Source organism: Cyanobium sp. Copco_Reservoir_LC18, assembly GCF_009834675.1.
Lineage (GTDB): Bacteria > Cyanobacteriota > Cyanobacteriia > PCC-6307 > Cyanobiaceae > Cyanobium > Cyanobium minutissimum.
The window spans coordinates 125,033-145,324 of the sequence record NZ_ASAC01000012.1; the positions used below are offsets into that span (position 1 = coordinate 125,033).

At 72.0% G+C, this 20,292-nt stretch carries 18 protein-coding genes; 11 read left to right on the top strand and 7 right to left on the bottom strand.

All coding sequences use genetic code 11. The features are described 5' to 3' along the window. Window positions 1–71: 71 nt before the first annotated feature. The 3 genes from L107_RS05930 (at window position 72) to L107_RS05940 (ending at window position 2,851) form a co-directional block, all read left to right on the top strand. On the top strand, window positions 72–1,121 hold the full coding sequence (locus L107_RS05930; RefSeq protein ID WP_236550528.1) for a SpoIID/LytB domain-containing protein: 1,050 nt from the start codon (window positions 72–74) through the stop codon (window positions 1,119–1,121). After that, window positions 1,111–1,941: a DUF4922 domain-containing protein gene (locus L107_RS05935; protein ID WP_159817014.1), complete on the top strand. Its 831-nt coding sequence runs from the start codon at window positions 1,111–1,113 to the stop codon at window positions 1,939–1,941. Before L107_RS05930 ends, L107_RS05935 begins: the two co-directional genes overlap by 11 nt. 145 nt (window positions 1,942–2,086) lie before the next feature. Continuing rightward, window positions 2,087–2,851 carry a sigma-70 family RNA polymerase sigma factor gene (locus L107_RS05940; RefSeq protein ID WP_159817016.1) on the top strand — a complete coding sequence of 255 codons (765 nt, stop codon included), beginning with the start codon at window positions 2,087–2,089 and terminating at the stop codon, window positions 2,849–2,851. Here the strand turns inward: L107_RS05940 and L107_RS05945 are convergent. Beyond that, window positions 2,799–2,990, bottom strand: coding sequence for a sigma factor SigF (locus tag L107_RS05945; protein WP_106219994.1), 192 nt, complete (start codon window positions 2,988–2,990; stop codon window positions 2,799–2,801). The genes L107_RS05940 and L107_RS05945 overlap by 53 nt on opposite strands. A 237-nt stretch (window positions 2,991–3,227) precedes the next feature. On the opposite strand from L107_RS05945, the gene L107_RS05950 reads away from it, so the two are divergent. Both L107_RS05950 and L107_RS05955 read left to right on the top strand, forming a co-directional pair. After that, window positions 3,228–4,790, top strand: a complete 1,563-nt coding sequence (locus tag L107_RS05950; RefSeq protein WP_370515422.1) for a DUF3370 family protein — start codon at window positions 3,228–3,230, stop codon at window positions 4,788–4,790. 45 nt (window positions 4,791–4,835) lie between these two features. Further along, window positions 4,836–5,918: a J domain-containing protein gene (locus L107_RS05955; RefSeq protein WP_159817020.1), complete on the top strand. Its 1,083-nt coding sequence runs from the start codon at window positions 4,836–4,838 to the stop codon at window positions 5,916–5,918. A gap of 993 nt (window positions 5,919–6,911) precedes the next feature. Here the strand turns inward: L107_RS05955 and L107_RS05960 are convergent. Continuing rightward, window positions 6,912–7,406, bottom strand: coding sequence for an allophycocyanin subunit alpha-B (locus L107_RS05960; RefSeq protein WP_106219991.1), 495 nt, complete (start codon window positions 7,404–7,406; stop codon window positions 6,912–6,914). Between the two features lie 122 nt (window positions 7,407–7,528). On the opposite strand from L107_RS05960, the gene rlmD reads away from it, so the two are divergent. Beyond that, window positions 7,529–8,899, top strand: coding sequence for a 23S rRNA (uracil(1939)-C(5))-methyltransferase RlmD (rlmD, locus tag L107_RS05965; protein WP_159817022.1), 1,371 nt, complete (start codon window positions 7,529–7,531; stop codon window positions 8,897–8,899). Here the strand turns inward: rlmD and pheT are convergent. Continuing rightward, entirely contained in the window at window positions 8,896–11,352 is a 2,457-nt protein-coding gene (gene pheT / locus L107_RS05970; RefSeq protein ID WP_159817024.1) for a phenylalanine--tRNA ligase subunit beta, read from the bottom strand. The two genes, rlmD and pheT, sit on opposite strands and share 4 nt — an antisense overlap. Before the next feature lie 112 nt (window positions 11,353–11,464). On the opposite strand from pheT, the gene rpmG reads away from it, so the two are divergent. The 3 genes from rpmG to L107_RS05985 all read left to right on the top strand — a co-directional run bounded on the left by rpmG (window position 11,465) and on the right by L107_RS05985 (window position 14,011). Continuing rightward, window positions 11,465–11,659 (top strand): 50S ribosomal protein L33, encoded by a 195-nt coding sequence (rpmG, locus tag L107_RS05975; protein ID WP_015108195.1) that lies wholly within the window; start codon window positions 11,465–11,467, stop codon window positions 11,657–11,659. Window positions 11,660–11,748: 89 nt separating this feature from the next. Continuing rightward, window positions 11,749–11,970 carry a 30S ribosomal protein S18 gene (gene rpsR, locus L107_RS05980; RefSeq protein WP_006041316.1) on the top strand — a complete coding sequence of 74 codons (222 nt, stop codon included), beginning with the start codon at window positions 11,749–11,751 and terminating at the stop codon, window positions 11,968–11,970. A 1-nt stretch (window position 11,971) separates the two neighbouring features. Then, complete coding sequence (locus L107_RS05985; RefSeq protein ID WP_159817026.1) at window positions 11,972–14,011, top strand: ribonuclease catalytic domain-containing protein; 2,040 nt, start codon at window positions 11,972–11,974, stop codon at window positions 14,009–14,011. 11 nt (window positions 14,012–14,022) lie between these two features. Here L107_RS05985 and L107_RS05990 read toward each other — a convergent pair whose 3' ends face one another. The 3 genes from L107_RS05990 to L107_RS06000 form a co-directional block, all read right to left on the bottom strand. Continuing rightward, the gene (locus L107_RS05990) at window positions 14,023–14,295 is read right to left on the bottom strand and encodes a hypothetical protein (protein ID WP_159817028.1); all 273 of its coding nucleotides are present in this window, start codon (window positions 14,293–14,295) and stop codon (window positions 14,023–14,025) included. Between the two features lie 79 nt (window positions 14,296–14,374). Then, entirely contained in the window at window positions 14,375–14,965 is a 591-nt protein-coding gene (locus L107_RS05995) for a hypothetical protein (RefSeq protein ID WP_159817030.1), read from the bottom strand. Beyond that, window positions 14,962–16,821 (bottom strand): FAD-dependent oxidoreductase, encoded by a 1,860-nt coding sequence (locus L107_RS06000; protein ID WP_159817032.1) that lies wholly within the window; start codon window positions 16,819–16,821, stop codon window positions 14,962–14,964. Before L107_RS06000 ends, L107_RS05995 begins: the two co-directional genes overlap by 4 nt. Window positions 16,822–16,968: 147 nt before the next feature. Between L107_RS06000 and metG the strand changes: the two genes are divergently transcribed. Then, window positions 16,969–18,519, top strand: coding sequence for a methionine--tRNA ligase (metG, locus tag L107_RS06005; RefSeq protein ID WP_159817034.1), 1,551 nt, complete (start codon window positions 16,969–16,971; stop codon window positions 18,517–18,519). Then, complete coding sequence (gene lptC / locus L107_RS06010; protein WP_159817036.1) at window positions 18,516–19,649, top strand: LPS export ABC transporter periplasmic protein LptC; 1,134 nt, start codon at window positions 18,516–18,518, stop codon at window positions 19,647–19,649. The genes metG and lptC overlap by 4 nt, the downstream gene beginning before the upstream one ends. Here the strand turns inward: lptC and L107_RS06015 are convergent. Continuing rightward, window positions 19,567–20,250: a cofactor assembly of complex C subunit B gene (locus L107_RS06015; RefSeq protein ID WP_236550529.1), complete on the bottom strand. Its 684-nt coding sequence runs from the start codon at window positions 20,248–20,250 to the stop codon at window positions 19,567–19,569. The two genes, lptC and L107_RS06015, sit on opposite strands and share 83 nt — an antisense overlap. Between the last annotated feature and the right edge of the window lie 42 nt (window positions 20,251–20,292).

A 20,292-nucleotide genomic window follows, 5' to 3' on the forward strand; every position in this document is an offset into this window, starting at 1 on the left:
CGTCCTGCGCCGGGCGGCGACGCAGACGGATTCTCCGGCATGATCCATGCACCTCTTTGTGGATCTCCGCCGTGAGCCGGCATGTCACGGCCGCCATCGCCGCTTTCCGCGCCACCGGCCGGCGACTGCTGCAGGGTTGCCGCCGCCACCCGATCCTGCTCACCGCCCCCCTGGCCGTCGTGGCGGTGGGAGCGGGTTTCGCCGCCCAGGAACTGATCCCGGCAGGGGCTTCCCGCTCCGATCCCGACCTCCTGGAAGCCCTGATCGCCCAGCCCCGGGAGGTCTCCCAGGCGAACACCGGGGCCAGCGCCGCCCCGGACAGCGATCTGCTGGCGGCCGCCTCCCTGCAGGCCCAGCGCACCAGCCTGAGCCATCCCGACCCCGCCCTGGTGGAGCCGGAGGCCGGCACGGAGGTGCCCCTCGAGATCCGGGTGGCCCTGCTGGGCGCCTCCCCCTCCCCCCGGCTCGGCGCCAGCGGCTACTGGCGGCTGGTCGACCGGGACGGCCGCCCCGTCCAGGAGGGCGGTCCCGCTGACGCCCCCGACCTGGCGGCGGCCATGGCCGGACGGGCCGAGGTCTGGATGGAGACCGGCTCCGACCACGTCCTGCAGGTGGACGGGCGTCCCTACGAAGGCCGGCTGAGGGTGCTGCGCGGATCCCAGGGCCTCCAGCTGGTGAACCACATCTCCCTGGAGCGCTACATCAGTTCCGTGGTGGGCGCCGAAATGCCCAGCAGCTGGAACATGGAGGCCCTCAAGGCCCAGGCCGTGGCGGCCCGGTCCTACGCCATGGCCCACATGGCCCGTCCGGCCAGTGCCCACTGGCACCTGGGCGACACCACCCGCTGGCAGGCCTACCGGGGCCTGGGCAGCGTCACCGCCCGCACCCGCCAGGCCACCGCCAGCACCTCCGGGGTGATCCTCAGCTACCAGGGGGGCATCGTCGAGAGCCTCTACGCGGCGACCTACCGCATCACCCAGGAGGCCCACGGCCACCTGGGGGCCAGCATGAGCCAGCATGGCGCCCAGGATCTGGCGGAGCAGGGACTCCGATACAACGAGATCCTCGGGCGCTACTACCGGGGCGCCTCCCTGGCCCGACTGCAGGCCGGTGCGAGCTGAGCGCCATTGGCAGCGGGCCCGGGAGGTGACGGAGCGGGCCCGCCGCCAGGGGGCCCTGGTGCCGCTCGACACGCGCCTCCTGCCGGTCCCCGGCATGGAGCCCTTCGTCGTCCGTGAGCTGCTTTCCTCCACGCCCCGGCACCTGCGCCAGGGGGGTCCCCGGCCCAATCCCTTCCTGCCCTGGGACCGGCCCCTGCAGGTGGAGCTGCTCGAGCCTGCCCACGTGCTGCTGCTGAACAAGTACCCGGTGCAGGAGGCGCACCTGCTGGTGATCACCCGGGACTGGCGTCCCCAGGCCGGCTGGATCGAGGCCGCCGACTGGCAGGCGGTGGCGGAGGTGGGCCGGGACACCGGCGGGCTGTGGTTCTTCAACAGCGGCGCCCGCTCCGGCGCCAGCCAGCCCCATCGCCATCTGCAGCTGCTGCCGCGGCGCCCCGGGGAGCCCAGCTGCCCCCTGGCGCCGCTGTTCCTGGAGCAGCTGGAGACGGGGTCGACCTCCTGGAGCTGGGCCTACCGGCTCAGCCGGCGCAGCGATCCCCTGGGCGGGTCCGATCTGGCGGATCTATACCACACCCATGCCAGGGACCTGGGCCTGGGAGAGCCGGGCCGCGACAGCGAGCCCCTGCACCCCTACAACCTGCTGTTCGACGACGACTGGTTCCTGACCGTGCGGAGGGTGCGGGAGCACGGGGCCGGCTTCAGCGTCAATGCCCTGGGCTTCGCCGGCTTCCTGCTGATCACCGAAGGCTCCGACAGGGGCTGGCTGGAACGGCACGGTCCCTGGGCCCTGCTGAAGGACGTGGCCGCCCCTCTGTCCTGAACCCGACGGCAGACTTCCGTGGTTTCACGGTTGTGGGTTTCGGCCCCCCTGGCCCTCTCTGGAAAAGGAGCGCACCGCCAGCCTTCATCGGCGCCGCGGCACGCCCCGCTTGTCCCGACATCGCCGACGTCCAGGCCCCACGACCATGGCCCCTTCACCCTCCTGCCGCCAGACCCTTCCCGCCGCCGCCGCCCGCCGCAACCGGCGTGTGGAGCAGTACCGGGCGGTGGTCCGCCCTCTGGCACTGCACTACGCCCGTTGCAGCCGGGAGTCCTTCGACGACCTGCTCCAGGTGGGGCTGCTGGGGCTGATCCGGGCCGCCGAGCTGTTCAACGAGGACCGCCGCACCCCGTTCGAGGCCTTCGCCAGGCCCCACATCCGGGGAGCCATCCTCCATTACCTGCGGGACGCGGCCCCGATGGTGCGACTGCCGCGGCGCCAGGCGGAACTGCAGGAACGCTTCAACCGACTCAGCCGCCACCCCATGCTGCTGGCGGATCCAGGCCGGGGAATCGCCCTGCTCTGCGGCACCCTGGGCGTCACCCCGGCGGAGTGGCAACGGCTGGAGGTGCAGCGGTTGCTGGCCAGGCCCGCCAACCTGGACGATCCCTGCCTGCTGGAGGCCGTGGCCTCCCAGACGGCCAGCGAGCCCTGCCGCCAGGGGGAAGCGGGACCGTCGGCGGCGATGCTGCTGGCCCTGCTGGAGCCCCGGACGCAGCTGGTGGTGCGCCAGGTGGTCTTGGCGGGCTGGAGCTACCGGCGCCTGGGGCGCCAGATGGACGTCAGCCCGATGACGGTGAAGCGCCTGCTGCACAAGGGGCTGGAGCAGCTGCGGCGGGAGCTGGACGCCCGCGGACTCACCCCTGGTGATCGGCCTGATCGCGATGCATCTGCTGTTCCAGGGTGCTGATGGCGGCGTTCATCGCGGCCAGCTGGCGCTCGATGCCATCGCGCCAGAAACTCAGCAGGCGCAGCTTGCGTTCCTGATACCGCCGCAGGGCGCTGGCTCCGGACTCCGACCCGGAGCAGTACCCGAAGGGAGGAATCATGACAAAATCTGCAGAGTGGGTCCGTTCTAGCGAGCCCGTCGTTCCATCCGGGGCTGCCCAGGTCCTCGCACCCCATCGGTTGGGACGGTCGCATCCCGCCTTACCGTCCTCTGGCCACCCACTCCACCAGCCTGTCGCAATTTGAGATCAGTTTCCCCCATTGGTCCCATCGGTGTCTGGCTGACGCTGGGTCTGGGCCTCGTGCTGGCGCAGCCAGCCCACGCCTATGTGGCCCTGATGGCGGGTCAGAAGGCCCGGCCGCTGAACGGCACCTTCAACACCGTGCCGGTGCTGCACTCCAACCAGCCCGAGGAAGTGGAGGGGCCGGGGATCCTGATCAACACCGCGCCGGGCTATGCCTACGCCGCGGAGACAGGCCAAGCCCTGCGCAATGCCGAGTTCACCTTCAACGGGGAATTCGGCATGCACCTGCACCACAAGTACTTCCCCCCCAACCGCCGCTCCATCGCCCCCGGCACCCGCCGGGCGGAGCTCACCCTGGCGGCCATCCTGATCAATCCCGGCCCCCGTCCGGTCCACATCCGCTTCTCCAAGGGGGCGGTGCGCAACAGCTTCGAGGCCCCCTACCTCGCCAACAATCTGATGGGGGTCAAACCCCTGGGTCCCCGTCCCTGGAACACCGGCCCCGGTGATGCCACCGCCGTGCAGATGCTGCGGGGCCGGCTGGACAGCCGTCTGACCGATGAGATCACGATCCCGGCCCGTAGCCGCATCGTGCTGTTCCAGACCGATCTTCCCGCCCTCGGCATCGCCAACGCCCTCCTGCGGGGCCGCAGCGACGGCCCCTTCCAGATCGCCGTGGTGGCCGCCAAGACCCCCGATTCCGACAGGGACGTGCTGGCGGTGCTGGATGGGGGCCGCCTGGCCCCCGGCCGGGTGTATCTCAGTCGGATCAACGACATCCACAACCGGCGCATCTTCTCCCGGGTGGGCGGCGTCGCGCTCGGCGATGCCTACCAGGCCTCGATCACCCACGACCTCGACGTCAAGGGGCCGCTGCACGTGCCCTTCACCAGCACCGACCGGCACCATTTCGGCACCCGGGACGTGCAGGTCAACGCCCTGGCCAGCCGCATGGTCGATTCATCCCTCGACAACGTCGGCACCTATGGGGTCCGTTTCGACGTCGACCTCAATCTCAAGGGCAACGGCCCCTATGAGCTGGTGATGAGCCACCCCACCCTCATCGGCGGCCAGCCGTTCACGGCCTTCCGCGGTTCGATCCAGATCCAGACCCCCGCCGGCATGCGGGAGGTGCATGTGGGTCTGCGCTCCGGGCAGAGCCTCTCCCTCGGCCAGCTCGACCTGACGCCCGGGGTCGTCAACCCCGTGCGGGTCAGCCTCGTCTACCCGGCCGATGCCACCCCCGGCCACCTGTTGAGCGTGGTGAGCGCCAGCCAGCTGGCCATGGTCCAGGAGCGGGAGCGGCAGCTGGAGCTGGCCCGGGCCGGGGCCGCCGTCCGTCCGGCCCCGCCGCCCGTCGCTCCGCCGGCGGTCACCATCGTGCCCCCCGCCGCCACGATCGCCCCGGCACCCACCGGCGGCACCGGTCCCCTGGTGCCGCCGTCCCAGATCCTCCGCCCGGCACCGGCCGCTGGCTGGCTGACGCCGCCGCCGCCGCTGCCCTCGTCCAACCGTGGCGTCCTGGCCCCATCCCCGATGATCACGCCGATGCGCAGCCGCTCGGGCACCGCCGCCGGCGGTGGGACGCTGGTGGATCGCTACCGCGAGGCCGTGGAGGCCCAGCAGCAGTTCCTGCGGGACCAGCGGGGACCCTGACCAGCCGTCCGATGCCCGCGAACCCAGCACCGATGGAGGGCTGCCGTGGCTGAGAAGTCGAATGACGGGCGCCAGCGGATCAGCGTCGACCTCACCCGGGAGCTGGTGGCCCACCTGGACCATCTGCGGCGGGAGTGGGGCATCCGCAGCCGGGGCGATGTGCTCGAACGGCTGCTGGACGACCTGTTCGGCTCCGGTGACGACGGGGATGGCGAGGCAGAGGGTGAGGGGGAACGGGAGGGAGATGGCGGGGACGGCCATGGCCTGGCGCTGGTGGGCCGGGTGCGACCGCACCACGCCGAGGACCGGCAGGACCTGGAGGAACAGGGGGCCCTGGTGCTGGTGGGACGGGGGGCGATGGACACCCTGCAGGCGGAATTCGAGTGGGAGGCTCCGAAGGAGCAGGCCCCGCGCCCCCAGCCATCGGGTGGGGGGATCGATCTGCCCGGCTTCGTGCGGCGCCGCTCCGATGTGCTCAAGCGCAGTCTGCGGCCGACGGTGTCCCAGGCGGCCGCGCCCCTGCCCCTGACCCCCCTGCCGCCCCTCGGCAGCGAGGTGGTGCAGCAGGCGATGGAGGAGGCCGGTAACCACTGGCGCACGCTCTATGGATCGCCGGCCGGGGCGGCGGTGCTGGAGGCGGCCATGCTCTGGCTGGGCCAGGAGATCTGGCCCCAGTCCGACCAGAGTGAGGGACGCAGCTTCACCTGGTCGGCGGCCTGCCAGGTGATGCAGCAGTTCGTTCCCGGCTGGAGCGATGGGCCGCCGACGTTCGAGCGGGTGATGGTGACCGCCGGGGTGCTGGAGGACCCGTTCAGTGGATCGACCCTGAGCCTGCGGATTCCCACCCTGATCCGCCGCTTCGTGCACCGTTTCCGCCGCCGCCGCCGGGGCACCTCCTTCCAGACCCTGGAGCACACCATGACCCTGCACGGGGCCCTGCGGCTGCTGCAGCTGCCGACCGATCCCGGCCAGCGCCTGACCCTGGCCCAGATCCGCGAGGCGTACCGGGAGATGGCCCAGAGCCACCATCCCGACGCCGGAGGGTCGGTGGAGGCGATGCGGCGCCTCAACGAGGCCTACCAGCTGCTCAAGGAGCTCTACCGGCAGGGGGCCGCGAACGAACGCTGACCCGCCGAGGCGAACGGCCGGACCCGCAGCGGGTGGATCGGCAGTCCCATTTAGGACCCGCTGCTGGTCTCCTCGTGCGACACATAGGCGGTCGGCGGGATGATGGGCTGGGTCGCCAGGCACGTCCCAGTCCCAGAAGGCGCCAGTGGGACTATGGATGGGTCTCACAATTGGACCAGGGCGGGTGCAGCAATACCGTGATTTTTCGTCGATCTGAGCTGTCAGTACCGATGAACGCAACGGTCCCCATCGACGCCGTTGGCGCTCGACGCTCACCTGGCCGCGGATCTGGGGGACGTCCAGGGGTCGCGAGTGATGGACCGTCGTTCTGTCCATGGATTGGACAGGGACTGAAAAGGCTGTACCCAGCAGGCTACCAAGGCTCTGCGTATCTGTCTTTGACACAGATACGCAGAAGAATTCGGGGTCTGAGGCGGTCGAACGCGTCAGAAGCCGCTGAAACCGCCAGGGGGAGAGCCATCCCCGATGGGTCGTCCATCCCCACGCCGGACCCCGCACCCCGAGCCCCGCACGCTTTGCATCGACAGTCTCAGATGGGAGTCCTCTTTGGACCTGGTACGGGACCAGACTGAGAGGACTGCGGGCCTCTCAGTCTGGTCCCGCCTCCCGCGTGCTGGGACGGACTCTCCTTCGGGCGGGTCATCGCCTTGGCGACTGGGAATGCCGTCCAGCAGCACCGCCAACGGCCCAGCCATCAAGGAACCGGCACCACCGCCGCTGCCGCCGTCGCGGCTGGCTGGTCCGGGTCCCAGATCGGGACCAGCTTAGGGTCTCGCCTGAGACCCATGATGTAGCTCTGTCGGCCCACAGGCGTTGTTGACGCGTATCCGGCGGGCCATCGATCCCCTCGCGGGAGTGCCCACAAAAAACCCGTCACCGAAGTGACGGGGACAGGCTAAGGGTATTTGGGCGTCTCATGCTGGACACAGCATCAGACCAGCACCTGGACCAGAATGAGACGGCCGGACTGATTCAGGTGGAGGTCTGCAGACCCTGGATCAGGTAGTCGAAGTAGGGACCGGCCAGGGCGGCTTCGTCGCCACCGAGCAACACCAGAGCCGCCTCCTTGAGGGTGCGCATGGCCTCCACCATCCCGGGCAGGGGCACACCCAGGCTGTTGTACATCTCGCGGGCACCCACCACGCCGATCTGCTGGATCAGCTCGGTGCTGCCGGCCAGGATGCCGTAGGTGACCAGCCGCAGATACCAGCTGTAATCCCGCAGGCACTGGGCCCGCTGTTTCTGGCCGAAGGCGTTGCCGCCGGGGGCCACGTACTCCGGCTTGCGCAGGAACAGCTGCTTGGAGGCTTCGGCGATGATCTTCTTCTCGTTGTCGGTCAGCACCCTGACGACACTCAGCCGGCGGGCCCCGCCGCTGAGAAACTCCACCATCGTGCGCAACTCGCCGCCGGTGGGATAGCGGAGCTGATCATCGGCCTGGAGGATCAGATCGCGAACGACGCTCATAGCAGCGACCACAGTCCGGCGAATCCTATCGAGCCCGAAGCCTCAGCCAGGGCTCCGGGCGCAAGGTGTAACGCCCCTTTGCACGACCCCCGATAGGGTCGCAGCAGTGCGGCGGACGACGGATGGCTTCGGTGGGCGACAGGCTCGAGCTGGAGATCACCGACCTCGGCCATGACGGGCAGGGGGTGGGGCGCCACGACGGGCAGGTGGTGTTCGTCAGCGGCGCCCTGCCCGGGGACACCGTGCAGGTGCGGCTGCAGGCGGTGGCGCGGCGCCATCTGGTGGGCCAGCTGCTGCGGGTGCTGACGCCCTCCCCTGACCGGCGCCGGACCCCCTGCATCCTGGCCGACAACTGCGGGGGCTGCAGCCTCCAGCCGCTGACGGACGGGGCCCAGGCGGCCTGGAAGCAGCGCGCCCTGGAGCAGACCCTGCAGCGCATCGGCGGCCTGAGCGCCCCGGTGCGGCCGCTCCTGGTGGCCGATCCGCCCCTGGGCTACCGCAACCGCGCCCTGATTCCGCTGGAGCGCCGGGCCGATGGCCGTCTGCGGGCCGGCTACTACCGCCGCGGCTCGCACCAGATCGTCAACATGGCCCGCTGCCCGGTGCTCGATCCGCGCATCGACGCCCTGATCGCCCCCCTGAAAGCCGACATCGAAGCCAGCGACTGGCCGATCGACCGCCACGGCAACGACCCCGAGGCCGTTGAGGGTCCCGGCCTGCGTCACCTGGGCCTGCGGGTGGGGGCGGCCACCGGTGAGCTGCTGATCACCCTGATCAGCAGCCATGACGACCTGCCCGGCCTTGAAGCCCTGGCCGACGCCTGGTGTGAACGCTGGCCCGAGCTGGTGGGGGTCTGCCTCAACCTCCAGCCCAGGCCCACCAACCGCCTGATGGGCGACGAGACCCGGGTGATCCGCGGCCGGGAGTGGGTCCAGGAACGCTTCGCCGGCCTGCGCTTCCGCATCGCCGCCGACACCTTCTTCCAGGTCAACACCCGCCAGGCCGAACGGCTGGTGCCCCACCTGATCGAAGCCCTCGGCCCGGCTGCCGCCGGCGGTTCCCTGCTCGATGCCTACTGCGGCATCGGCACCTACAGCCTGCCCCTGGCCGCCGCCGGCTGGCGGGTCAGTGGCCTGGAGCTGCACCCCGGCGCCGTGGCGATGGCCCGGGTGAATGCGGGCGCCAACGGGCTGGAGGATCGGGCCAGCTTCGAGCAGGCCGATGTGCCCCAGGTGCTGGAGGAGCGCCTCCAGGGCCAGCAGGCCCTGGTGCTGGATCCCCCCCGCAAGGGGCTGAATCCGATCGCCATCGCCGCGATCCTGGCGGCGCCGCCGCAGCGGATCGCCTACGTGAGCTGTGATCCGGCGGCCCTGGCCCGCGACCTGGCCCAGCTGTGTGGCTCAGGCGCCTACCGGCTGAACTGGGTGCAGCCCGTCGACTTCTTCCCCAACACCAGCCACGTGGAGGCCCTGGCGGCCCTGGAGCGTCTCTAGCGGCGCTGTTCGGCGCCGAAGCGGCGTTCGAGGGCGTCGCGCACCCGCCCGTGGGCGGCCTCCACCTCCTCGTCGGTGAGTGTGCGGGCGCTGTCGCGGTAGCGGAGGCGGAAGGCCTGGCTGCAGCGGCCGGCCTCCACCTGGGCCCCTTCGTAGCGGTCGATCAGTTCGGCCTGCTCCAGCAACGGCTTGCCCGCCTTGCGGATCGCCGCCAGCAGGTCCGCCGCCGTGGTGTCGGTGGGAACCACCAGGGCCAGATCGCGCTCCGAGGCCGGCACCGTGGGGTAGGGGCGGAAGCTGGGCTGCCAGCGGTTGCGGCGGGTGCCGGCGCTGAGCAGGGGTTCCAGCTCCAGCTGGAACACGTAGGTGGCCGCCGGCAGGTCGAGGAGCTCGGCCTCGGCCGGGTGGAGCTGGCCGAACCAGCCGGCGGGTTTCCCTTCCACGAGCAGCTGGGCGGCGCGGCCGGGGTGCAACAGGGGGGCGTCGGTCAGGGGGCGGTCCTCCAGGGGCAGGCGCAGGGGCTCCAGACCGACCTGGAGCACGCCGCGGGCCTGGAAGTAGTCCGGCGGGGTGGGCTTGCCGGAGCTGCGCCAGCGTTCGCCGCGCCGCTCCCCGGAGATCACCCCCACCAGCAGGGTGCGTTCCCCATGGCGCTCCTCACCGCTGGCCGTCCCCCCCGGGAAGACCCGGCCGATCTCGAAGCCCCAGAAGCCCCCAAGGGAGGCCTGCAGGTTGCGGCGGGCGGCCAGGAGCAGCTCCTGGTGCAGGTTGTCGCGCAGGTGGCCGTAGTCGGCCAGAAGTGGGTTGGCCAGCGGCACCCGGCCCGGAGCCGCCGCCACCAGGGACAGGGAGACGATCTCCTGCAGGCCGGCGGCGCAGAGGGAGCGGCGCAGGCGTCGCTCCAGCTGCTGGGCCGGCTCGAGGCCGCCGGGGATCAGGGGATCGGGCAGGTGGGCGGCGAAGTGGTCGTAGCCCACCAGGCGGGCCACCTCCTCGATCAGGTCCACCTCGCGCTTGAGGTCCATCGCCCGCTCGGGCGGCACCCGCACCTGCCAGCCCTCCTCGTCCTCCTCCAGGACGCAGCCGAGGGCTTCGAGGGTGGCGGTGATGCGTTCGTCGTCCAGGTCCTGGGCCTCGCCCTCCACCAGCACCGGACCCAGCAGGTTGTGGAGGGCATCGCGGCGCAGGGGCAGGGGCGGCTGGGGTGTCGCGGCTCGCTGGTGCAGCCAGCGCCCCTCCACCCGGGCTCCGGCCAGCTCCTGCAGCAGGGCCACGGCCCGGTCGGCGGCGGCCAGGGTGATCTCCCGCGGCACCCCCTTCTCGAAGCGGCTGCTGGCCTCGGTACGCAGGCCGACGCTGCGGGCGGAACGGCGCACGGCCTGGGGGGCGAACACCGCCGCCTCCAGCCAGATGGCCGTGGTGGATGTGGTGACGGCCTCGGCGAGGCCCCCCATCACCCCGGCCAGGGCGATGGGATTGTCGGCGCAGGTGACCACCAGGGCCTCCTCACTCAAGCTGCGCTCCTGGCCGTCGAGGGCCACGAAGGCCTCACCGCTGCGGCCCTGGCGCAGGCCGATGCGGGCCGGCTCGGGCGTGCCGTCCGTGAGCGCCCCCAGGCGATCCCGGTCGAAGGCATGCAGGGGCTGGCCCGTTTCCAGCATCACCAGGTTGGTGATGTCCACCACGTTGTTGATGGGGCGGACACCGGCCCGCTCCAGCCGCTGGCGCAGCCAGTCCGGGGAGGGACCCACCGTCAGCCCGCTGAGGGCGGTGAGGCTGAACAGCCCCCCCGCTTCGATGGCCTCGCGGTCGGCCGCCGCGGCAGCCAGGGGCTGGGCGGCCACCACGGGCGCCGCCGCCGGGAAGGTGGTGCTGCCGCCGCTGAGGGCCGCCACCTCGCGGGCGATGCCGCGCATCGACAGGCCGTCGGGGCGGTTGGCGGTGATCGCCAGTTCCAGCACCTGGTCATCCAGGCCCAGCAAGGGGCCCACCGCCGTGCCGAGGGGGGGCAGGGTGTCGAGGATCCGATCGAGTTCGGCGATGCCGTCGCTGCCGTCGTCGAGGCCCAGCTCCCGCAGGGAGCAGATCATGCCGCTGCTGGCCACCCCCCGCAGTTCGGCGGGCTTGATCGTCAGCCCCACCGCCGGCAGGGTGCTGCCCACCAGGGCCACGGGCACGTGCAGGCCCTGGCGCACATTCGGCGCCCCGCAGACGATCTGCAGGGGCTCGTCAGCCCCCACATCCACCCGGCAGACGCTGAGCTTGTCGGCGTTGGGGTGGGGCTCACGCTGCAGCACATGGCCCACCACCACCCCGGCCGCCCGGGCCGCCAGATCCTCGATGGCCTCCACCTCGAAGCCGGCGATCGAGAGGCGCTCCGCCAGATGCCCCGGCTCAAGGCAGGCCGGTTCCACGCTGACCAGCTCCCGGAGCCATTGGAGCGAAACCAGCATCGGAGGGGTGCACAACAGCCGCCCACATTAGGAAGCGATCAGGGCCCTCCCCATCGGGAGGTAAGGTGCAGGATCGTCTCTCTGCAACGCATCCGCGGCGCAACGTCCTTCCATGGCCAAGAACAAGGGCGTCCGGCTGGTGATCACCCTCGAGTGCACCGAATGCCGGTCCAACCCCGCCAAGCGGTCCCCTGGCGTGTCCCGGTACACGACCCAGAAGAACCGCCGCAACACCACCGAACGGATCGAACTCAAGAAGTTTTGCCCCCACTGCAACGCCTCCACCGTCCACAAGGAGATCAAGTGAGGCCGGATTCCCTGCGGAATCCCAGCGCCTGATCGTCCTGCGGCCCCAGCAGCGGCAGTTCCCTCCTTTCGTTCCTTTCCTCCGTTCCCATGTCCAGTTCCTTCTTCAAGAAGCGCCTCTCGCCGATCAAGCCCGGTGATCCGATCGACTACAAGGACGTCGATCTGCTCAAGAAGTTCATCACCGAGCGCGGCAAGATCCTGCCCCGCCGCCTCACCGGCCTGACGGCCAAGCAGCAGCGCGACCTCACCAATGCCGTCAAGCGGGCCCGCATCGTGGCCCTGCTGCCCTTCGTGAACCCCGAAGGCTGAGTTGCCCTCCGCCTCGCGTCGGTTCACGGCGGGTGACCTGGTCGGCCTCCACGACGACAGCCGCAGCCTGCTGGCGGTCGTCGTGGCCGAGAAGGGAACGCGCCTCGACCTACGGGTGGGTTTCGAGGCCAAGGCCGTCCAGCGGGGGGTCCGGCAGCTCGATCTGCTGGCCGCTCTTCCTGGCGATCAAACCCCGCCCGCACGCCTGTCCCAGCCCCCCTGGGGTCTGAGTCCGGAGACGTTGCAGCAGGCCGCCCCCAGCCCCAGGGAGCTGGGGGCGGCCTGGTTGTTGCTGCAGGACGATCCGGCATCCCTGGAGCTGGGGGACTTCGTTGACCTGATCGGCGACGGCGGCAATCCCATCCAGCGGGCCGCCTGCTGGCTGTGGCTGCAGGGCCCCCAGAGCCTGTTCCGCTGGCGCCAGCAGCTGGTAGAGGCCCGGCCGCTGGTGGATGTGCGCCGGCTGCGGCGGGATGCCCGCCGCCAGCAGCTGGCCGAGCAGCGGCGCCGCCAGTGGCAGGACGCCCTGCGCCAGCGCCGCCCGATCGATCCCCGGCAGCTCGATGCCGAGCAGCGCCAGCACCTGGCCCTGCTGCGGGAGTGGGCCAGCGGCGACACCAGCCGCCCCCTGCCGGACGACCTGCACCGGGCCCTGCAGGCGGCCCACTGCGCGATGGAGTCGGCGCCGATCCGGCACCTGCTGGTGGATCTGGGCCAGTGGGAGCGCCACCACCTTCCCTCCCTGGAGAACACCACCTGGCAGGCGGGCTTCTCTGATGAGCTGGAAGCGGAGGCCCGCCGTCTGGTGGCCCTGGCCGGCACGGACCTGCCGGGAGACGCGTGCCGCCGCGACCTCACCGGTCTGCAAACCGTCACCATCGACGATGCGGACACCCGCGACATCGACGACGGCCTTTCCCTGGAGCAGGGACCCGATGGGGCATTGCGGCTGTGGATCCACATCGCTGACCCGGGCCGGCTGGTTGCCGCGGGAAGCCCCCTCGACACCGAAGCCCGGCGCCGGGCCAGCAGCCTCTACCTGGCCCGGGGGCCGCTGCCGATGTTCCCCGAGGTGCTCAGTACCGGCCCGATGAGCCTGCGCATGGGCCAGCGCAGCGCCGCCCTGAGCCTGTGGGTGGAGCTGGCCGAGGACGGCGCCGTGGCGGCCCACGGGCTGGAGTCCAGCTGGGTGAAACCCGCCTACCGGCTGAGTTATGCCGATGCCGATGAGCTGATCGAGCTGGCCCCGCCCCAGGAGCGGTATCTCAATGAGATCCACGCCTTGATGGAGCGGCGCCGCCGCTGGCGCCTGGCCCGGGGGGCCCTGGATCTGGACCAGCCCGAGGGCCGGATCCGCTCTGGCGACCAGGGGCCCCAGCTGGAGATCACCGAACCGTCACCCTCGCGCACGCTGGTGGCTGAGGCGATGATCCTGGCCGGTGCCGTGATCGCCAGCCTCGGGCAGGAGCAAAGCCTGGCCCTGCCCTACCGCAGCCAGCTGGCGGCGGAGCTGCCGCCTGAGGCGGAACTGGCGAGCCTGCCGGCCGGTCCGGTGCGGCACGCCGCCATCAAGCGCTGCCTCAGCCGGGGCCACCTGGGCACCACGCCTGCCCCCCACTTCTCCCTGGGCCTGCCCTGCTACGTGCAGGCCACCTCACCGATCCGCCGGTACAACGACCTGCTGGTGCAGCGCCAGCTGCTGGCCCACCGGCAGGGGCTGCCGGTGCTGGAGGAGGCGGAGCTGGCGGCGCTGCTGGGCGAGCTGGAGGGGGCCATCCGCCAGGGCCTGCAGATCGCCCGCGAGGACCAGCGCCACTGGCAGCAGGTGTGGTTCGAGGCCCAGGAGCAGCACCAGTGGCCGGGGTTGTTCCTGCGCTGGCTGCGGCCCCAGGACCGGCTCGGCCTGGTGCACCTGCCGGATCTGGCCATGGACCTGGCCGCCGAGTGCCATGGCGATCCCGGCCCCGGCGACGCCCTGCTGGTGCGGCTGCAGCAGGTGGATTCCCTGCGGGACCTGCTGCGCTTCACGGCCGCGGGCTGAGCCTGGCGGCCTCAGGGATTGAGGTTGTACTTGCCCATCGCCTGCTGCTTGCAGATGGTCTCGGCCTGGGGAATCGTCGCCCGGGAGTTCACCTGCTGGGCCACGCAGGTGCAGGTGTCCTTGGCCAGGCCCGCCGGCACCGGCTTGCCCGCCTTGGCGAAGTCGGCGTTCACCGCCAGGGTGCAGTAGTGGATGATCAGCTGGTCGCGCATGTTGCTGAGCCCCTGGGCCCGGCCCGGCAGGGCGGCCAGCAGCAGGGCGGAGCCCACCAAGGGGAGCAGCACGGGCAGGGAGCGGAGAGCGGATCCTGGGTTGGCGGACACCATGGGGCAACGACGCTGATCGTGCCCATCCTGGCCGACCTCAGGCCGGCTGGCCCGTCCGTCGCAGCCGCCGCCGCCGCCAGAGCAGCAGCACCACCACCCCTGCGCAGGCCAGGCCCACCGCCGCCGGGAACAGGGCCGTGGTGGGCGTCAGCCGCTCCAGGGAGAGGAGCACCAGCAGGTTGCGCAGCACGAACAGGGCGAAGAAGCCGATCCGCTCCTGGTGGGGGTGGCCGTAGGCCCGCCGCAGGGTGGGGCCGAAGCCCAGCAGGTCCACCAGGGTGAGCACCACCACCGCCCCGAGCGGATCGGCGGTGAGGAACCAGAAGGGAAGGGCCGAGGCGGCGCCGGCCAGAAACAGCCAGTCGCTGGTGGTGATCGCCCGGTCGGCGCCATGGGTATGGGCCAGCCAGGCGATGGAGAAGGTGATCAGGGCCGACACCCCGGTGGGCCAGGCCCCGACCCCGCCGCCACCGGCCCACGTGGCCAGGAACACCAGCAGGGTGGTGACCCCCCAGATCAGCCAGGAGAACACATGGGGGCGGGTGCGGCCGGCCCGGATGGAGCGGATGTAGGGCAGGAAGGCCGCGAAGGTGAGGGCGATGGCGGCGCCGCTGAGCAGCAGCTTCACGGCACCAGCCGCGACACCCGCAGCCAGGGGCCCCAGGGGTTGGCGCAGCCGATCAGGGCCGCCGGGGTGGGACGTTCCAGGTTCAGCAGCCACTGGTGCAGGGCCGGCTCCAGGGTGATCACCGGCCAGGACCCCGCCTCGCCATCGAGCACGTAGCCGCCTTTCCCATCGGGCACCAGCTCGCCCCGCCAGAGGCGCTCGCCGGGCTCCGGCGGCGGTGCCCAACCCGGCGGTGCGGCCGGCGCCGCTCCCGCCGCCAGATGGCCGTGGCGATCGATCCGCTCCGGCGCCGCCACGGCCGCAAGCTGCTGCTCGCGCCAGCGGGGGTGGTGCCAGGGGGTGTCCCACAGCGGCACCACGGCCGCCGGGGCCACCGGATCGCTGATCAGGGCCTCCTGCAGCCGGCGCACCGGCAGGGCGGCCGGATCGATCCCGTCACGCACGCACAGGGCCGCCGCCAACCCGGCGGCCTGGCCGATGTTGAGCACCAGGGGCTGAAGCCGCGTGGCCCCATTCGCCATGTGGCTGACGCCGAAGCCCTTGTCGGCCGCCAGCAGGTTGGACACCCCCGCACTCACCAGGGCGCCGTAGGGGATGGTGAAGGGGGTGCCGCTCCAGCGGCCGCCCCAGCGGCAGCTCTTGGGGGCCAGGGGCCAGTCGCCGCCGGGGTAGTGGTGGTCGTTGGCGTAGTTGCCCACGGCGATGCTGGTCAAGGTTCCATCGGCGGCCCGGCAGAGGGGGGCGATGCAGGCGCCCTCCCCCCGGGGCAGCAGGTGCTGCTCCAGCACCAGCTCTTGGGCCACCAGCCGGCGGCCCTCACGCCAGTAGGGCATCAGGGCCAGGGATCCGGCGCCGCTGAGCCGGCCGGTGCTGGCCTCGTCGGGGGTGGGGAACACCGCCGCCGGCCCCAGCCAGCCGCCGCTGGCCTGGCGCAGGGCGGCGGCGAAGGACTTGCTGTGCTCGCGCATGGCCGCCAGCAGCTCGCCCTCGGCCGCCTCGGCGGCGTCTCCGCCGCCGACCCGCTCGGGGAAGGCCCGCTCCAGGCCCTGGTGCCAGTCGTTGCCGTGCAGGGGCCAGTTCAGCATCACCAGGCCCCCCGGCAGGCGGCCGTAGGTGAGGGTGCGCTCCAGGCCGAAGGCGTCGGTGGCCGCCGTGAAGGGCTCCGGCAGCCGGGGGGGGCTGCGGCGCCAGGTCCCAGCCTCGGGGGCCGCCGTTCCCCCCCGCTCGTCCAGCTGGCCCAGGCACACCCAGGTGGGCGACTGGATGGGCTGCCGCTGGAAGAACGGATCGCTGGCGAGCCGCTCGGCCGTGGGGGCGCTGGGTTCCTGCCACTGCTCCCTGGCCTCCCAGCCGAAGCGGAACGGGGCCCCGGCCAGGGGGTAGAGCTCGCCCCGGTCGCTGCCGTCGACCACCACCGTGGGCAACAGGCGCCGCAGGACGCCCCGGTGCTCCACGGTCGCGGCGCTGATGCGGTCGCCGTCGCGCTCCACTGCCTCCAGCCGCACGCCGGACCACCAGTCCAGCCGTTCCTCGGCGGCCACCCAGCGACGCAGGATCCGCTCGGCGCTGGCGGGGCGGTAGCCGAAGCAGCTCACCCAGTTCTGATCCAGCCCCTCCGGCTCGATCCATTGCAGGGCCCGCAGCAGGGCCCCCCACAGGCCGCTCTGCCAGGGGCTCAGCTCGTTGCCGTCCGGGGCGCACACCCCGGCCGCACTCACCATGCCGCCCAGCCAGGGCCCGGGGGTGAGCAGCAGGGTGTCGGCTCCGGAGCGGGCGGCCTGCAGGGCGGCGGCCACACCACCACTGCCGCCGCCCCACACGAGCACGTCCACCCTGCGATCGAAGCCCGTGCGCATCGGGGGAAGGGGCCGGGGTCAGGGGGCCAGCATCCCATCCCGGGGCCATGGGTAGGATCCGGGCCCCGGGCCTGGGCCCACGGGCGTCAAGGGGGGCTCACGGGACCCCCTCCTGCCGCCGGCGGACCCGGCCGACGTCTCCTGCCGATGACCTATACCCTCACCACCCCCCTCTATTACGTCAACGACCGCGCCCACCTGGGCAGCACCTACACCACCCTCGCCTGCGACAGCATCGCCCGCTTCCGGCGGCTGCAGGGCGAGCGGGTCACCTTCATCACCGGCTGCGACGAGCACGGGCTGAAGATCCAGCGCTCGGCCGAGGCGGCCGGCCTCACCCCCCAGGCCCACTGCGACGCCATCAGCGGCGAGTACCGCGACCTGTGGCGCCGCTGGGGCATCAGCAACGACCGCTTCATCCGCACCACCGATCCGCGCCACCGGGCGATCGTGGAGCAGTTCTTCGCCCGGGTCGAGGCCAACGGCGATGTGGTGGAGGGGCGCCAGCAGGGCTGGTACTGCGTGGCCTGCGAGGAGTTCAAGGAGGAAGCGCCCTCGGCGCAGGAGCCCCACTGCCCCATCCACCTGCGCCCCCTGGAATGGCGCGACGAACTCAACCTCTTCTTCCGCCTCTCCCGCTACCAGGAGCCGATCGAGCGGCTGGTGGCCAGCGACGGTTTCATCGCGCCGCGCTCCCGGCGCCGGGAGGTGGAGAACTTCGTGGCCGGCGGCCTGCGGGACTTCTCCATCTCCCGCCTCGACCTGCCCTGGGGCATCCCCGTGCCCGGCTACGGCGGCCACACCTTCTATGTCTGGTTCGACGCCCTGCTGGGCTACCTCTCGGCCCTGCTGGAACCGGACGACGCCAACGATCTCGACCTGCTGGCCCAGCGCGGCTGGCCCGCCCAGCTGCACGTGATCGGCAAGGACATCCTGCGCTTCCATGCCGTCTACTGGCCGGCCATGCTGCTGTCGGCCGGCCTGCCCCTGCCGGAGAAGGTCTTCGGCCACGGCTTCCTCACCCGGGAGGGCCAGAAGATGGGCAAGTCCCTGGGCAACGTGCTCGATCCCAATGGGCTGCTGGAGCGCTGCGGTGCCGATGCGGTGCGCTGGTACCTGCTGCGGGACATTCCCTTCGGCGACGACGGCGATTTCCAGCAGCAACGCTTCAGCGATCTGGTCAACAACGACCTGGCCAACACGATCGGCAACCTGCTCAACCGCACCTCATCGATGGCGCGCCGCTGGTTCGAGGGGGCCGTGCCGCCGGCCGGGGCCGCCGCCGCCGACGACCATCCCCTCGCCCTGCGCTGCCTGGCCTGCGCCGGGACCGTCGACGGCGCCCTCGAGGCGCTGGATTTCCGCACCGCCGCCGCCGCGATCCTGGAGCTGGCGGAAGCCGCCAACGGCTTCCTCAACGACCGCGCCCCCTGGAAAGCGATCAAGGCGGAGGAGGGGCGCTCCGCCGTGGCCGATGACCTCTATGCCGTGCTGGAGACGAGCCGCTGGGTGGCCGTGCTGCTGGCCCCCCTGCTGCCGGATCTCTCCGGGCGCATGCTCGACCAGCTGGCCCAGCCGCCGCTGCTGGCCGACAGCGGCTGGACGGCGGCCCGACGCTGGGGGAAGCTGGCCAGTGACCTGGCCCTGCCCGAGCCGACCCCGGTGATGCACCGACTGGAACTGGATTCCCCCCTTTGACGCTTTCCCTCCCCGCGCGACGCTGGCGCCTGGCGGCCCTGCTGGTGCTGCTGCTCACGGGCTGCGGCCGCGGCGATGTCGCCCGCGAGACGGCGCCCACCCCCTTCGTGTTCCGGTCCCTGGATCTGCGCCAGCAGGATGTGTTCGGGCGACCCAACTGGGAACTCACCAGCCCCGAGGCCCGCTACGACCTGCGCCGTCGCGTCGCCCGGGCCCTCCAGCCCCGCGGCGTGATCTACAGCGACGGCAAGCCGGCCTACCGGGTGGAGGCGTCCACCGGAACCGTGATCAATGACGGCGCCGTGATCCTGCTGGAGGGGCGGATCCGGCTGCAGCGGCTCGGCAAGGAGCCGGTGATGATCCAGGGCTCCCGGGTGCGCTGGCTCCCCTCCCGCAACCTGATGGAGATCGACCGCCAACCGGAGGGCTTCGACCCCCACACCCGGCTTTCCGCCGAGCGGGCCACCTTCCGCCTGGACAAGGACACCCTGGAGCTGCAGGGCAAGCCCCAGCTGCAGCGGTGGGCCCAGGCCTTCGATCCCTTCCGGGCCAACCCCGTCGGCGCTCCGCAGATCCTGCTGACGGTGTCCTCGGTGCTCTGGCAACCCGGCAGCGGCGCCCTCACCGCCCGCGGGCCGGTGCTGGGGGAACGGCGGCCGCCGGGCTCGGCCGCCACCCGTCCGCTCCAGACCCTCACCGCCACCTCCCTGGTCGGCAACACCCGGACCCAGCTGTTCAACCTGGGGCCGCCCGTGCTGTTCAGTGACCCGGCGGTGGCCGGCGGCGCCAGCGCCCGGGGCAAGGCCCTGCAGGTGGATGCCGGCCAGCATCTGGTACGCATTCCCTCGGGCTGCTTCCTCCAGCAGGACGGTGCCAGCCTCGAGGCCCGCAGCTGCTCCTGGAACTGGGAGACCCAGGCGGTCACCGCCGATGGCGCGGTGCTGCTGCAACGGCCGGCCAGCCGCCAGCTCACCCGCGGCAGTGTGCTGCGGGGCCGGCTGGGGGACAAGGGGGCCGTGGTGGTCACCAACCCCGGGGGCCGGGTGTTCAGCCAGTTCCAGGTGCCGCCGTCGACGGCACCTCCGCGGCCGGTGGCGCCGCGCCCGAAACCCGAGCCAATTCGCCTGTGAGCCGCCGGGCCCAGCCCTCGACCCATACCAGATCGCTGCGGCTGAAGCAGCGGGGCGACCAGCCCCCCAGCACCAGCACCCCCTCCTGGCCGAGGGGCTGGACCAGCACCGCCGGCAGGCCCGCGGGCAGGCTGCCGAATTCGTCCCGGCCCGGGTAAAGCTTCAGATCCACCAGGGAGATGGCCTTGCCGCTGGCCATGCCACGGGCGCAGATCGCCCCGGGCCGGAAGTCGCCGCTGCCCAGCACGCCCCGCTCCAGCAGGGTCTGGCCGCGCCAGTGGAGCAGCACCACCGCCGCGGGCGTGGCCGTCAGCAGCATGGTGCTGCCCCAGCCCAGCTCCTCGGCCAGGGACGCCTCCAGATCCGGCGCCAGCCGCAGCCCCACCGGACCCTCCAGCGGCACCCGCTCCGGCGCCACCGGCTCCACCCGCTGCCACAGCAGGGCCACCAGCAGCAGCAGCACGGCCAGGATGCTGGCGAGCACCGAAGCCCGCTCCAGCGGCGGCTCCAGGCTGGGGGCGGTCATCTGGTTGAGCACGGCCAGGGCGAGGCCGGTGGCGCCGCTGGCCAGGACGACGCGGGCCGGGGCGGACATCGTCATCGTGGTGTCCGGCAGCGAAGCAGCCTTCAGGATGCCGGAACG

What these genes read in the sequence shown, in the direction of transcription:
- metG (WP_159817034.1), top strand. Translation starts at nt 16,969, where the DNA reads ATGACCTATACCCTCACCACCCCCCTCTATTACGTCAACGACCGCGCC.
- pheT (WP_159817024.1), bottom strand. Translation starts at nt 11,352, where the DNA reads ATGCTGGTTTCGCTCCAATGGCTCCGGGAGCTGGTCAGCGTGGAACCG.
- rpsR (WP_006041316.1), top strand. Translation starts at nt 11,749, where the DNA reads ATGTCCAGTTCCTTCTTCAAGAAGCGCCTCTCGCCGATCAAGCCCGGT.
- L107_RS06000 (WP_159817032.1), bottom strand. Translation starts at nt 16,821, where the DNA reads ATGCGCACGGGCTTCGATCGCAGGGTGGACGTGCTCGTGTGGGGCGGC.
- L107_RS05945 (WP_106219994.1), bottom strand. Translation starts at nt 2,990, where the DNA reads ATGATTCCTCCCTTCGGGTACTGCTCCGGGTCGGAGTCCGGAGCCAGC.
- L107_RS05960 (WP_106219991.1), bottom strand. Translation starts at nt 7,406, where the DNA reads ATGAGCGTCGTTCGCGATCTGATCCTCCAGGCCGATGATCAGCTCCGC.
- L107_RS05940 (WP_159817016.1), top strand. Translation starts at nt 2,087, where the DNA reads ATGGCCCCTTCACCCTCCTGCCGCCAGACCCTTCCCGCCGCCGCCGCC.
- rlmD (WP_159817022.1), top strand. Translation starts at nt 7,529, where the DNA reads ATGGCTTCGGTGGGCGACAGGCTCGAGCTGGAGATCACCGACCTCGGC.
- L107_RS05950 (WP_370515422.1), top strand. Translation starts at nt 3,228, where the DNA reads ATGGCGGGTCAGAAGGCCCGGCCGCTGAACGGCACCTTCAACACCGTG.
- rpmG (WP_015108195.1), top strand. Translation starts at nt 11,465, where the DNA reads ATGGCCAAGAACAAGGGCGTCCGGCTGGTGATCACCCTCGAGTGCACC.
- L107_RS06015 (WP_236550529.1), bottom strand. Translation starts at nt 20,250, where the DNA reads ATGACGATGTCCGCCCCGGCCCGCGTCGTCCTGGCCAGCGGCGCCACC.